Annotated in this window: 12 protein-coding genes; 8 read left to right on the top strand and 4 right to left on the bottom strand. The window is 67.3% G+C overall.

The annotated features are described in order from the left end of the window. The first annotated feature begins 96 nt into the window (after window positions 1-96). Window positions 97-780 carry a DJ-1/PfpI family protein gene (locus CFB46_RS01360; protein ID WP_027785335.1) on the top strand — a complete coding sequence of 228 codons (684 nt, stop codon included), beginning with the start codon at window positions 97-99 and terminating at the stop codon, window positions 778-780. A 59-nt stretch (window positions 781-839) separates the two neighbouring features. Further along, window positions 840-1,151 (top strand): cupin domain-containing protein, encoded by a 312-nt coding sequence (locus CFB46_RS01365; RefSeq protein WP_027785336.1) that lies wholly within the window; start codon window positions 840-842, stop codon window positions 1,149-1,151. An 86-nt stretch (window positions 1,152-1,237) separates the two neighbouring features. Here the strand turns inward: CFB46_RS01365 and CFB46_RS01370 are convergent, their stop codons facing one another. Beyond that, window positions 1,238-1,522, bottom strand: a complete 285-nt coding sequence (locus CFB46_RS01370) for a PAAR domain-containing protein (protein WP_027785337.1) — start codon at window positions 1,520-1,522, stop codon at window positions 1,238-1,240. A 575-nt stretch (window positions 1,523-2,097) separates the two neighbouring features. Here CFB46_RS01370 and CFB46_RS01375 point away from each other — a divergent pair. Together CFB46_RS01375 and CFB46_RS01380 are read left to right on the top strand one after the other, a co-directional pair. Further along, window positions 2,098-2,985 (top strand): LysR family transcriptional regulator, encoded by an 888-nt coding sequence (locus tag CFB46_RS01375; RefSeq protein WP_027785338.1) that lies wholly within the window; start codon window positions 2,098-2,100, stop codon window positions 2,983-2,985. A gap of 246 nt (window positions 2,986-3,231) precedes the next feature. Beyond that, window positions 3,232-6,339 carry a transglycosylase domain-containing protein gene (locus tag CFB46_RS01380; RefSeq protein WP_027785339.1) on the top strand — a complete coding sequence of 1,036 codons (3,108 nt, stop codon included), beginning with the start codon at window positions 3,232-3,234 and terminating at the stop codon, window positions 6,337-6,339. A gap of 39 nt (window positions 6,340-6,378) precedes the next feature. On the opposite strand, the gene CFB46_RS01385 is transcribed toward CFB46_RS01380, so the two are convergent. Beyond that, on the bottom strand, window positions 6,379-6,726 hold the full coding sequence (locus CFB46_RS01385; RefSeq protein ID WP_027785340.1) for a GFA family protein: 348 nt from the start codon (window positions 6,724-6,726) through the stop codon (window positions 6,379-6,381). A 148-nt stretch (window positions 6,727-6,874) separates the two neighbouring features. Between CFB46_RS01385 and CFB46_RS01390 the strand changes: the two genes are divergently transcribed. After that, the gene (locus CFB46_RS01390) at window positions 6,875-7,123 is read left to right on the top strand and encodes a DUF1272 domain-containing protein (RefSeq protein ID WP_027785341.1); all 249 of its coding nucleotides are present in this window, start codon (window positions 6,875-6,877) and stop codon (window positions 7,121-7,123) included. Window positions 7,124-7,151: 28 nt separating this feature from the next. Here the strand turns inward: CFB46_RS01390 and CFB46_RS01395 are convergent, their stop codons facing one another. Continuing rightward, entirely contained in the window at window positions 7,152-7,835 is a 684-nt protein-coding gene (locus tag CFB46_RS01395) for a FadR/GntR family transcriptional regulator (RefSeq protein ID WP_034185441.1), read from the bottom strand. Between the two features lie 146 nt (window positions 7,836-7,981). Here CFB46_RS01395 and dgoD point away from each other — a divergent pair, with 146 nt between their 5' ends. Then, window positions 7,982-9,130 (top strand): galactonate dehydratase, encoded by a 1,149-nt coding sequence (gene dgoD, locus CFB46_RS01400; RefSeq protein WP_027785343.1) that lies wholly within the window; start codon window positions 7,982-7,984, stop codon window positions 9,128-9,130. 175 nt (window positions 9,131-9,305) lie between these two features. Here dgoD and CFB46_RS01405 read toward each other — a convergent pair whose 3' ends face one another. After that, window positions 9,306-10,238 (bottom strand): CopD family protein, encoded by a 933-nt coding sequence (locus CFB46_RS01405; protein WP_027785344.1) that lies wholly within the window; start codon window positions 10,236-10,238, stop codon window positions 9,306-9,308. A 378-nt stretch (window positions 10,239-10,616) separates the two neighbouring features. Here CFB46_RS01405 and CFB46_RS01410 point away from each other — a divergent pair, with 378 nt between their 5' ends. Both CFB46_RS01410 and CFB46_RS01415 read left to right on the top strand, forming a co-directional pair. Then, complete coding sequence (locus CFB46_RS01410) at window positions 10,617-11,381, top strand: c-type cytochrome (protein ID WP_027785345.1); 765 nt, start codon at window positions 10,617-10,619, stop codon at window positions 11,379-11,381. 19 nt (window positions 11,382-11,400) lie between these two features. After that, window positions 11,401-12,699, top strand: coding sequence for a c-type cytochrome (locus CFB46_RS01415; protein WP_027785346.1), 1,299 nt, complete (start codon window positions 11,401-11,403; stop codon window positions 12,697-12,699). Window positions 12,700-12,734 lie beyond the last annotated feature (35 nt).

Genomic DNA, 12,734 nt, shown 5'->3' on the forward strand with positions numbered 1-12,734 from the left:
GGGATATGGCGATTTCGCCAAACACTACGCGCCTAGAATCGATCTGTCCATCCCGTGCCGAACGGCGCGCGTTCCCTTCCCTCTCGGAGCCTTCGCATGACCCTGCATATCGGCCTTCTCGTCTTTCCGGGCGTCCAGCAACTCGACCTCACCGGCCCGCACGACGTGCTCGCGTCGCTGCCGGATGCGGCCGTCCATCTGGTGTGGAAGTCGCGCGACGCGGTCGCGTCGAGCAGCGGCCTCGCACTCGCGCCGACCTGTACGTTCGACGACTGCCCGCCGCTCGACGTGATCTGCATCCCGGGCGGGATCGGCATCAACGAGCTGCTGCTCGATGCCGAAACGATCGCGTTCGTGCAACGGCGCGCGGCCACCGCGCGCTACGTGACGTCGGTCTGCACGGGGTCGCTACTGCTCGGCGTGGCCGGCCTGCTGCGCGGGCGGCGCGCGACGACGCACTGGAGATACCACGCGCTGCTCGAACCGCTCGGTGCGATACCCGTGCGCGAGCGTGTCGTGCGCGACGGCAACCTGGTCACGGGCGGCGGCGTGACGGCCGGCATCGATTTCGCGCTGACGATCGCCGCGGAGCTGGTCGGCGACGAGGAAGCGCAGGCGATCCAGCTGCAGCTCGAATACGCGCCCGCGCCGCCGTTCGACGCCGGCTCGCCCGACACCGCGCCGGCCGCGGTCGTGGAGCGCGTCACCGAGCGTTCGGCGGCCGGCTTCGCGAAGCGTAAGCAGATCGTCGAGCAGGCGCTGCGCGCCACGTCGCGCTGAATGCGGATGTCGGGAAAATCACTGGAAAGCGGCGCGCACGCGTGCCGGGGAACACATCGATGAACATCATCCGGAGCGCCGCATTCACGGCGGACCGCGCGTGGGGCGCCCTCGACATCGCGAACCTGAACGGCATCACGGTCCGGCTGCACTGGACCGACCAGCCGTATCGCTGGCATGTGAACGACGGCGAGGAGGTGTTCGCGGTGCTCGATGGCCGCGTCGAGATGCGCTACCGCGACGCAGGCGTCGAGCACGCGACGGTGCTCGAAACGGGCGACGTCTTCCACGCGACGGTCGGCACCGAGCACGTCGCGCATCCGCTCGGCGCCGCGCGCATCCTCGTGATCGAGACCGAAGGCAGCGCCTGACGGCAAGCGCCCGTGCATCGATGCCGCCCGGAGGGCAACTGCGTCCGCGCGGCTGCCTCCGCGTGGCTGCATCCGCGCGGCGCGTTTTACGCCGAGATGGTCCCGGTGGCCTGCGACGCGATCAGTTTCGGCTGCGGCGTGCACTGGCACTGGCACAAGTCGTGTTCGAGGGCAACGACCTTACCCATCACGGTCATCGTGCGCTCGCCGCCGTCCGACACGATCACGCCCGGCGACTTGCACGCCGCACAGAACACGGATGCGCCGAGGTATGCGAGTTCGCGCCCGTCGAACGACGAATTGGCGATCCCTTCGAGCACGACGCCGCCGTGATCGGTCGTGTCGCCCTTCAGAATGAATTTGCGGCTCATGATGTCGGTTCTTCCCTCGGAAACGCCGCGCAACGCAGTCGCGCGCGGGCAAACTGCCCGTCGATCGCGGGCGTTCCGCGAGCATATCATCGCTCGTCGCCGCGACACGCGCCTCCCGCGGCACCAACCGGCGGCTGCAAGAAGTATGCGTCGCGCGCGGCTATCCGGCGCCCCGGTGTGCTCACGAGCCGCGATGCGCTGCCCGGTTGCCTGCGGCTACCCGATCCACTGCTTCGTCGAAGCCATGCGTCGACGCAATCGCGCGAAGCTGCCGTGACGACAGGACACATCCGGCTCGGCATCACATTGCATCGAGAATAGCGGATGCTTTAATAAAAAATTAACCTATATTTTCGTACAATTACTAAATACAATCCCACCAAAAAGGTTTAATAGCAAACCGAATCAAATCATTGATTCAACGACCTACCCACCTCGGAACCCATCATTCTCCGGCCGTTCTCACACCCGATAAATACGCAATTCCATAATAATCATTCGTAAAAAAAGCCCATTAAAATTCAGTAAACCGATAGATAGAATTCAATCAACACTTTCTATATATCGATAAAAAAATGGACGAACTCCTACCGATGCGACTCTTCGTCAAGGTCGCCGAACTTCGTAGTTTCGTGCGCGCGGCCACGGAACTGAACATATCCAATTCGTCGGCCACCCGCCTCGTCATGAGCATCGAGGATCGGCTCGGCGCCCGCCTGCTGAATCGCACCACCCGCAGCCTGTCGCTGACCGACGCGGGCCATCTCTATCTGGCGCAGATACGTCACGTGATCGACGAAATCGACCGGGTCGAGGAAACGATCGCATCGATGCATCACGAACCGATCGGATCGCTGAAAATCGCCGCGCCGGTCATGTTCGGCATGCACGTGCTCGCGCCGGCCATCGACGCGTTCAAGATGCGCCACCCGGCCATCGTGCCGGAAGTCACGATCGTGGATCGTCACGTCGACCTCGTGTCGGAGGGCTTCGACGTCGGCCTGCTGCTGTCCCAGCACATCAGCAACAACACACTGGTGAAGCGCCCGCTCACGCGGCTCAAGCAGATCGTCTGCGCCGCGCCGCAATATGTCGACCGGCATGGCGCGCCCATGCATCCGCATGATCTCGCGTCGCACGCATGCCTGGCATTCCATGCCGATTTCATGGGCGAATACCTGTCGTTCGATCACGACCAGACGCGCATCACCGTGCGTCCGAACAAGTCCGCGTCGTCGAACAACGTCGGGCTGATCCGGAACTGGGCGTTGTCCGGCATGGGCGTCGCGGTCCTGCCCGACTTCCTCGTCGAGTCGGATCTCGACGACGGCCGGCTGCTGGCGCTGCTGCCCGGCTATCGGCTCGAGGCGCTCGAAATGAATGTCGCGTATCCGAGCCGGCGGCACTTTCCGCGCAAGGCCCGGCTTTTCGTCGATCACCTGATCGACCATTTCGTCAGTTGAATGAACCGTGGAATCGCGCACCATTTTTCACGCCGATTCACCGCTGCCCGTTCGACCGTCGCATGGCCCGGGCGGCGCGCCGGCTGGGGCTCCTGCGGCCGTTGGCCGGTCGCTCGGCCGGTATGGGCACGCCTGTTGCGCCGGCGCATCTCGGTAGTCAACCGGCCTTGGCAGCCCGCCGCGGAGGACTACACTAATCCTCAATAGGGTGCGGCCGGATAACCGCGCCCTCAGGGAGACGCCGCCATGAATCGGCCGCTGAATCGTATCCTGCCGCGCGTGACCGGTCTCGCATCGGTCTGGACGTGGGTCAAGTGGTCCTTGCTCGCCGCACTGCTGATCGCGGTGGCGATCGTCGCGCGGCTTGTGCAGACCGAGATCGAAACATCCCGGCTGCAGGCGCACTACCTGTCCGAGCTCACCCGCGACGTCGGCTACACGGTCGAAGCGGGGCCGAGCGATCACATCCGCTTCCCCGCGAACGGCCCGTACGACCAGCGCTTCGGCTACGCGATGATTCCCGCGTTCCAGCAGCGGCTGCTCGCGCGCGGCTTCGTCGTCAGCGAGCAGGCGCGCGATTCGCAACGGATGCTGTCGCTTGGCCAGCGCGGGCTGTTTCTCCCTTACGAAGAGAAAGACCAGACGGGCCTGATGCTGTTCGATTCGACCGGCTCGCCGCTGTTCGCGACCGTGTTTCCGCAGCGCGTCTATGCCGACTTCGACACCGTGCCGCGCGTGATCACCGATTCGCTGCTATTCATCGAGGATCGCTACCTGCTCGACGCGAACGAACCGAACCGCAACCCGGCGATCGACTGGGGGCGCTTCAGCCGCGCGCTCGCCGACCAGGCGCTGCACGTCGTCAACCGCCATCAGTCGCGCCCGGGCGGCAGCACGCTCGCGACGCAGATCGAGAAGTTCCGCCATTCGCCCGAGGGCCGCACCGCGACGCCGCCCGAGAAGCTGCGGCAGATCGCCTCCGCGTCGGTGCGCGCCTACCTGAACGGCCCGCAAACGATGCTCGCGCGCCGCACGATCGTCGTGCGCTACCTGAACTCGGTGCCGCTCGCCGCGCGGCCGCACGTGGGCGAAATCACCGGCATCGGCGACGGTCTCGCCGCGTGGTACGGCCGCGACTTCAACGACGTCAACCGCGTGCTGTCCGCGCCGACGACCGGCGACAACGTCGACCAGCAGGGCAAGACGTTCCGCGAGGTGTTGTCGCTGCTGATCGCGCAGCGCGCGCCGTCGTACTTCCTCAACCGCGGCTATCCGGCGCTGCAGAAGCTGACCGACAGCTACCTGCGGCTGCTGTCGAACGGCGGCGTGATCTCGCCCGCGCTGCGCGATGCCGCGCTCGCCGCGCAGATCGAACGCAGCGCGCCGCCGGCCGCCGCGCGCGTGCAGTCGTTCGTGTCGCGCAAGGCCGTAACCTCCGCGCGCGCGTCGCTGCTGTCGGCGCTCGGCATCGGCGACCTGTACCAGCTCGACCAGCTCGATCTGCAGGCTACCAGCACCCTCGACAACGGCGTGCAGCAGGCGGTCGCCCAGCGGCTCGCGCAGGCGTCGACGCGCGACGGCGCGCAGGCCGCCGGCCTGTACGGTTTCGAGATGCTCGCGCCGAAGGACGACCCGTCGCACCTCACGTACAGCTTCACGCTGTACGAACACCGCAACGGCGCGAACCTGCTGCGCGTGCAGACCGACAGCGTGAACCAGCCGTTCGACGTGAATCGCGGCGGCCGCATCAACCTCGGCTCGACCGCGAAGCTGCGCACGCTGATCACGTACCTGCAGATCGTCTCCGATCTGCATGCGCGCTATGCGAACCTGTCGAACGCGGCGCTGGCGCGCGTGAAGCCCGATCCGATCGACGGGCTGTCGCGCTGGGCACTCGACTACCTGTCGCATACGCGCGACCGCTCGCTGCAGGCGATGCTCGATGCGGCCGTCGAACGCAAGTATTCGGCGAGCCCCGACGTGTTCTACACGGGCGGCGGCGCGCAGGTGTTCTCCAACTTCGAGAAGTCGGACAACGGCCGCATCATGACGCTGCACGCGGCGTTCGAGCACTCGGTCAACCTCGTGTTCGTGCGGCTGATGCGCGACATCGTCCACTACGAGACGCTGCAAGCGGCCGGGCCGTCGTCGTCGTGGCTCGGCGATCCGGCGCAGCGCCAGCATTACCTTCAGCAATTCGTCGACGGCGAAAGCCAGGTCTACGTGAAGCGGTACTACACGCGCTATGCGGGCAAGGCGCCCGACGACGCGCTCGCGCTGATGCTGCGCGACGTACGCAAGTCGCCGCCGAAGATCGCGACGGTGCTACGCAGCGTCGCGCCGAACGAATCGCTCGCATGGTTCGATGCGCAGATGCGCGCGCAACTGAAGGGCACGCCGGCCGCGACGCTGTCCGACGACGATCTCGCCGCGCTCTATGCGAAGTACGCGATCGACCGCTTCAACCTCAACGACCGCGGCTATATCGCGAGCGTCCATCCGCTCGCGCTGTGGACGCTCAACTACCTGCGCGCGCACCCGGGCGCAGCGCTCGCCGACGTTCAGCGCGACAGCCGCGAGGTGCGTTTCTACACGTATTCATGGTTGTACAAGACCCGCTACCACGCGACGCAGGACCGGCGCATCCGCCGCATGGTCGAGCTGCGCGCGTATGCGGAGATCACGAAGTCGTGGCGCGCGCTCGGCTACCCGTTCGCGGAAGTGACGCCGTCCTACGCGGCCGCGATCGGCGCATCGGGCGACCAGCCCGACGCGCTCGCGAAATTGATCGGCCTGGTCGCGAACGGCGGCCAGAAGGCGCCGACCGAGACGATCACGCGGCTCGATTTCGCGAAGGGCACGCCGTACGAAACCCGCTTCGTGCGCGCGGCCGCGCAGCCGCAGCCGATGCTGTCGCCGGAGATCGTCAACGTGACGCACACGCTGCTGCGCGACGTCGTGCTCCACGGCACCGCGCGCCGCCTCGCGGGCGGGCTCACGCTGCCGGACGGCAAGACGCTCGACGTATATGGCAAGACGGGGACGGGCGATCAGCGATTCAACGTCTATGCGCGCGGCGCGCGGCTGATCGAGTCGCGCAAGGTCAACCGCAGCGGCACCTTCGTGTTCGCACTCGGCGACCGGTTCTTCGGCGTGCTGACGGCGACCGCGCACGAGCCGTATGCGGCACGCTACGACTTCACGAGCGCGATGGCCGTGCAGTTGCTGAAGTCGATGGCGCCCGCGCTCGCGCCGCTGATCGAACGCCCGGCCGACGCCGGCACGCGCACCGCGGGGCCCGCACCGCAGGCGGAAACGCCTGCGCCGAACGCGGCCGCCGTGCAACCGTCCTGATCCGATCGCGGCGCGCAGGCGCCCGCGCCGGCGCGCCGCTCAGCGCGAGCGGCCGTCGTAGTGCGTGACGGGCAGCGCGTCGAGGTCGACGCCCTCGAGGCAGCGCACGTTGATCGCGGCCATCGCGGTGCCGTCCGGGTGGACGCCTTCGCCGAACGCGTGAATCCCGCAGCGCTTGCAGAAGCGATGCCGGATCACGTGCTTGTTGAACAGGTAGGTCGCCAGATTCTCGTCGGGCGTCAGCAGCTTCATGTGGTCGCGCGGCACGAACCACATCAGCGCACCCTTGCGGTGGCAGATCGAGCAGTTGCACGCCATCACGCCCTGCAGGTCGCCTTCCGCCTCGAACGTCACGTCGCCGCAGTGACAGCTTCCGCGATAAAGCATGGTCGTCTCCCGGTGCGGCCCGTGCGCGTCGCCGGCGCCCGGGCGGGACACCGTTGGCCGGGCCGATCCAAACGCGTACAGTAGCGCTCGCACGCGCCGCACGCAATGTCCGGGCGGCGCCCATCCCTCACCGACCCAGGAGACCATCATGCTCGAACTGCGCCCCGGTTGCGAATGCTGCGACAAGGACCTGCCGCCCGATTCGGCGGACGCGCGCATCTGTACATTCGAGTGCACGTTTTGCGCGACCTGCGCGGACGACGTGCTGAAGGGCCGCTGCCCGAACTGCGGCGGCGACCTGGTCGCTCGCCCGCGGCGGCCGGCGAGCCTGCTCGCGAAGTACCCGGCGTCGACGGAGCGCATCCACAAGCCGGGCGGCTGCGCGAACGCCGCCTGACGGCGCGGCACCGGCCGCCCTGCTCCCGTCACGACATCTCGATTCGCGCGCGCGTCACCGCGAGCAGCGTCGCCATCGCGCGGCGCGCGCCGTCCTCGTCGCGCACGCGGATCGCGTCGCTGACGGCCGTGTGCTCGGCAAGCGACGCGTTGTACACGTCCGCCCGACGCGCGTTCAGCTGCAGTTGCGCCTCGAGCGTACGATCGATCAGCGCGCCGAGCGGCACCAGCAGCTCGTTGCCGCCGGCCTCCAGCACGCTCAGGTGAAAGCGCAGGTCGGCGCGCACCCATTCGTCGACGTTGCGCGCGGCCGCCATCGCGCGCGCCGCGCCCTCGATCGCGTCGAACGCGTCGGGCGTATGGGTGCGCGCGGCCAGCGCGGCCGCGTACGGCTCGATCATCTCGCGCATCTCCTGCAGCTTGAGCGCGAACGCGAGGGGCGGCGCGACGCGCGCATACCAGTCGAGCAGATCGGCATCGAGCAGGTTCCACGCACGGCGCGGACGTACGCGCGTGCCGACTTTCGGCCGCGATTCGACCAGCCCCTTCGACGTCAGCGTGCGCAACGCCTCGCGCATCACCGTGCGGCTCACGCCGTACATCTCCATCAGGTCGGGTTCCCTCGGCAACAGCGATTCGGGCGGATAGTCGCCGCGCAGGATCGCCGTCGCGAGCCGGAAGGCCGTCTGTCCATGCAGGTCGCGTTGAATGATCGTTCTCCGTCGGGTGCGGTGCCCACTATCTGCACATTAATGCTATTAATACTATTTTTTATTCGACTACGCTAGGATAATCGCGAAAGCACGGATCGTGTGCCGCGTCGGCACGGCCGCGCCGGTCAATCATGGAGACTCGCGTCATGAAAATCACCCGCCTCGAAACGTTCGTCGTCCCGCCCCGTTGGCTGTTCCTCAAGATCGAAACCGACGAGGGCATCATCGGCTGGGGCGAGCCGGTCGTCGAAGGTCGCGCGCACACGGTCGAGGCCGCCGTGCAGGAACTGGCCGACTACCTCGTCGGCCGCGACCCGCTCCTGATCGAGGATCACTGGCAGGTGATGTACCGCGCGGGCTTCTACCGCGGCGGCCCGATCATGATGAGCGCGATCGCGGGCGTCGACCAGGCGCTGTGGGACATCAAGGGCAAGCATCACGGCGTGCCCGTGCACGCGCTGCTGGGCGGCCAGGTGCGCGATCGCATCAAGGTGTATTCGTGGATCGGCGGCGACCGGCCGAGCGACGTCGCGAACAATGCGCGCGCGGTCGTCGAGCGCGGCTTCAAGGCCGTGAAGATGAACGGCTCCGAAGAGCTGCAGATCGTCGACACCTACGACAAGGTCGAGCAGGTGATCGCCAACGTCGCGGCGGTGCGCGACGCGGTCGGCCCGCACGTGGGGATCGGCGTCGACTTCCACGGCCGCGTGCACAAGCCGATGGCGAAGGTGCTGGCGAAGGAACTCGATCCGTACAAGCTGATGTTCATCGAGGAGCCGGTGCTGTCGGAGAACGCCGAGGCGCTGCGCGACATCGTCAACCAGACCAACACGCCGATCGCGCTCGGCGAACGGCTGTACTCGCGCTGGGACTTCAAGCACGTCCTCGCGGGCGGCTACGTCGACATCATTCAGCCGGACGCGTCGCACGCGGGCGGCATCACCGAGTGCCGCAAGATCGCGACGCTCGCGGAAAGCTACGACGTCGCGCTCGCATTGCACTGCCCGCTCGGACCCATCGCGCTCGCCGCGTGCCTGCAGCTCGACGCGGTCAGCTACAACGCATTCATCCAGGAACAGAGCCTCGGCATCCATTACAACCAGGGCAACGACCTGCTCGACTACCTGCGCAACCCCGAGGTGTTCCGCTACGAAGACGGCTTCGTCGCGATCCCGCAGGGCCCGGGGCTCGGCATCGACGTGAACGAGGAGAAGGTGCGCGAGATGGCGAAGACGGGCCATCGCTGGCGCAACCCTGTGTGGCGCCACGCGGACGGCAGCGTCGCCGAGTGGTGAGTGCGATGCGCAACGCGCGCGGCCGCGGCCGGCGCGATCCGCATCGACTCGAGTACGGCCGCCCGATGAACTGACAGGCGGCCGTTTTTGCATGCGCGGCGAGCATGCCATGCGTGGCGCACGCCCTTCGCGTCCCTGCATTGCGCGCTTGCATTGCGCCGCGCGGAACCTGCCGTCAGCCGAGCGCCGCGAACCCCGGCACGCTGAACGACAGCACGGCGGCCGCGACGAACACGCCGATCATCGTCATCCCTTCGAGATGCAGGATGTTGCGAAACGTGTGCGCGTCCTCGGTCGACGCGGTGCGGCGCAGGCGCGGCAGCGCCGAGAAGCGGTTGAGCCCGCCGAGCACGAGCGCGAGCGCGACGAGCAGCAGCTTCAGCAGCAACACGCGCCCCCACGTGCTGCCGTCGAGCGGCGCGAGCGAGCCGCCGAGCCCGCGGATCGCGTTGAGCACGCCGGTGCCGAGCACGAAGACGACCGCGGCGATCGACGTACGCGACAGGCGCTGGCCGATGCGGATCAGCGCGCCGCGCGCGACCGACGTACCCAGCGCCGGCAGCACCGCGAGCCCACCCGCGAGCACGAGGCCGCCCCAGACGGCAGTGGCCAGCAGGTGCAGCGTCTGCACGCCGACCGCCGCGGACAGCACGCCGCTATCGGCCGCATGGCCGAGCGACGCCTTGCCGGCCGCGACCACGATCACCGCGAGCCACAGCACCGCATGCGCGAGCGGACCGTCCGGCTTCGCGAGCGCCACGAACGCGAGCACCACCGCGCCGGCGAACGCGACGCTCCACGCGAATCCCGTATGCGTCTGCATCAGCATGACGGGCATCGCGGCGAACGCGCCGCCGAGCCCCGCACCGCTCATCGTCGCGGCCTCGTAGACGAGCCAGCCGAGATCGGCGAGCACCAGCGCCAGCGCCGCCGCGACCAGCGAATGTTGCGCACGCAGCCATGCGGGATGCGACGGCGCGACGACCGGCCGCGCGCCGTCCTTGCCGAGCCACGCCTTGAGCAGCGCCGAGCCGACCGCCATCGCGAACGCCGCATCCATCAGCGCCGCGAGCGCGACCTGACCGATCCACAAGCTGTCGAACTTCATCGCGCATTCCCTCCCGCAAGCGGCAGGCCGGCAGTGCGGCGGCAACGGGACGGACAGCGTGAGGCAGGCAACGGCACGGTAAGAAACGTCATCGATGAATCCGGAAACGGGAGAAATGACTGGACCTGCGGCGGAGGCGGCGCCGCGCGACCCGCGAGTGTACGGTCTTCGAGGGCGAAAGCGCACGCCGGTTCACTCGAGCGTTGCGCAATGCGCGTCAAATTGTCGCAAGTCGCAAACAGACAGGAACCGATGTCCTTTCGTCAAATAGCCGTCATTACCCATCGATGATAGAATGCCGCGTCGCAGCAGCCCGGCTGTCCTGCCGTCCATGCGCCGAGCCGATCGTAGCCCGGACAAGGTCCCCGACGAATAAACATGGAGTCTCGTGTGTCTTCAAGACGCCTCTTCCGTCCGCTGTTCGCCGTTCTGATGATCGGCGGCGCGGGCCTTATGAGCGCTGCCCAAGCGCAGACCAAGCCCACGGAGCAAGCGCACGCCCAGCAGGCGCCGCTCAAGGCACCCGATACCATGGCCGAGCGCGTGCGCGGCTGTACCGCATGCCACGGCGTTCACGGCCAGGGCACGGACAACGACTATTTCCCGCGTCTTGCCGGCAAGCCGGCCGAGTACCTGTACAACCAGCTCGTCAACTTCCGTGACGGCCGGCGCAAGTACCCGCCGATGAATTACCTGCTCACGTACCTGAACGACGACTACCTGCGCGAAATCGCCGAGCACTTCTCGGCCGAACGTCCGCCGTACCCGACGCCGGCGAAGCCGACGCTGCCGGCCACGACGCTCGCACGCGGCAAGCAGCTCGTCACGCAGGGCGACCCGTCCCGCAAGCTGCCGGCCTGCGTGGCCTGCCACGGCGCGGGGCTGACCGGCATGCAGCCGGCGATTCCGGGCCTCGTCGGCCTGCACGCCGATTACCTGAGCGCGCAGCTCGGCGCATGGCGCTCGGGCAACCGCCACGCGAAGGCGCCCGATTGCATGCACGACATCGCCGCGAAGCTTTCCGACGAAGACGTGACGGCCGTGACCGCATGGCTCGCCGCGCAACCGGCGCCCGCCAACCCCGTGCCGGCCCCGGCGCGTTCGATGAAGACTCCGCTCGCCTGCGGCAGCGAACCGCAATAAGGCAAGGGAGACAGACACAATGAAACGCAAGTCCCTGTTTGCACTCTCGGCCGTCGCGATCGTCGCGGCCGCCGCCCTCGTACCGGTCCTGTGGCCGGGCAACGACACGCTGCACGGCGCTGCCGCCGTCGCGGCCACGCCGGCCGATCAGGCCGCGCTGATCAAGAAGGGCGAATACCTCGCGCGCGTCGGCGACTGTATCGCGTGCCACACCGTGCGCGGCGGCAAGTCGTTCGCGGGCGGCCTGCCGATGGCGACGCCGTTCGGCACGATGTACACGCCGAACATCACGCCGGACGACCAGAACGGTATCGGCAAGTGGACGTCGGACGACTTCTACCGTGCGATGCACACGGGTCGCTCGAAGGACGGCAGCCTGCTCTACCCGGGCTTCCCGTTCGCGAGCTACACGAAGGTCACGCGCGCCGATTCGGACGCGATCTACGCGTACCTGCGCTCGGTGGCGCCGGTGTCGGTGCCGAGCCGTCCGCACGAACTGAAGTTCCCGTTCAACAACCGCAACCTGCTGATCGGCTGGCGCACGCTGTTCTTCAAGGAAGGCGAGTACAAGCCGGATCCGACGAAGTCGGTCGAATGGAACCGCGGCGCGTATCTCGTCGAAGGCCTCGGCCACTGCTCGATGTGCCACACGTCGATCAACATGATGGGCGGCCCGGTGAGCTCGTCGGCGTTCGCCGGCGGCCTGATCCCGCTGCAGAACTGGTATGCGCCGTCGCTGACGAACGACAAGGAACTCGGCCTCGGCGACTGGCACGTGCAGGAGCTGTCCGACCTGCTGCAAGCCGGCGTGTCGCACAAGGGCGCAGTGTTCGGCCCGATGGCGGACGTGGTCCACAACAGCCTGCAGTACATGAGCGACGAAGATACGCGCGCGATGTCGACGTACCTGAAGTCGATCCCGCAGAAGGCTGAAGCGCCGAAGAACATGCAGTACGAGCCGTCGAAGCAGTTCGGCAACGCGCTGTTCGACCAGGGCAAGAAGATCTACGCGGACAACTGCGCGACCTGCCACGCCGAAACCGGCGCCGGCAAGCCGCCGGCCTATCCGCCGCTCGCGGGCAACCACTCGATCATGATGGAATCGGCCGTCAACCCGATCCGCATGGTGCTGAATGGCGGCTACCCGCCGAGCACGTTCAAGAATCCGCGTCCGTATGGGATGCCGCCGTTCGCACAGTCGCTGTCGAACCAGGAGGTAGCGGCGGTCGTCACGTATATTCGGATGTCTTGGGGTAACAACGGTACGCCGATCTCGCCGCAACAGGTGAGCGATCTGCGTTCCGCGCCGCTCGACTAAGAAGCGGCTCACACACACGGGGCGCGGCTGCGGGA

It is taken from the genome of Burkholderia sp. HI2761 (assembly GCF_002223355.1).
In the GTDB taxonomy this organism is placed as follows: Bacteria; Pseudomonadota; Gammaproteobacteria; order Burkholderiales; family Burkholderiaceae; genus Burkholderia.

Coding starts and splice junctions, on each gene's coding strand:
- CFB46_RS01415 (WP_027785346.1), top strand. CDS start 11,401: ATGAAACGCAAGTCCCTGTTTGCACTCTCGGCCGTCGCGATCGTCGCG.
- CFB46_RS01375 (WP_027785338.1), top strand. CDS start 2,098: ATGGACGAACTCCTACCGATGCGACTCTTCGTCAAGGTCGCCGAACTT.
- CFB46_RS01385 (WP_027785340.1), bottom strand. CDS start 6,726: ATGCTTTATCGCGGAAGCTGTCACTGCGGCGACGTGACGTTCGAGGCG.
- CFB46_RS01410 (WP_027785345.1), top strand. CDS start 10,617: ATGGAGTCTCGTGTGTCTTCAAGACGCCTCTTCCGTCCGCTGTTCGCC.
- CFB46_RS01380 (WP_027785339.1), top strand. CDS start 3,232: ATGAATCGGCCGCTGAATCGTATCCTGCCGCGCGTGACCGGTCTCGCA.
- CFB46_RS01405 (WP_027785344.1), bottom strand. CDS start 10,238: ATGAAGTTCGACAGCTTGTGGATCGGTCAGGTCGCGCTCGCGGCGCTG.
- CFB46_RS01390 (WP_027785341.1), top strand. CDS start 6,875: ATGCTCGAACTGCGCCCCGGTTGCGAATGCTGCGACAAGGACCTGCCG.
- dgoD (WP_027785343.1), top strand. CDS start 7,982: ATGAAAATCACCCGCCTCGAAACGTTCGTCGTCCCGCCCCGTTGGCTG.
- CFB46_RS01365 (WP_027785336.1), top strand. CDS start 840: ATGAACATCATCCGGAGCGCCGCATTCACGGCGGACCGCGCGTGGGGC.
- CFB46_RS01360 (WP_027785335.1), top strand. CDS start 97: ATGACCCTGCATATCGGCCTTCTCGTCTTTCCGGGCGTCCAGCAACTC.
- CFB46_RS01370 (WP_027785337.1), bottom strand. CDS start 1,522: ATGAGCCGCAAATTCATTCTGAAGGGCGACACGACCGATCACGGCGGC.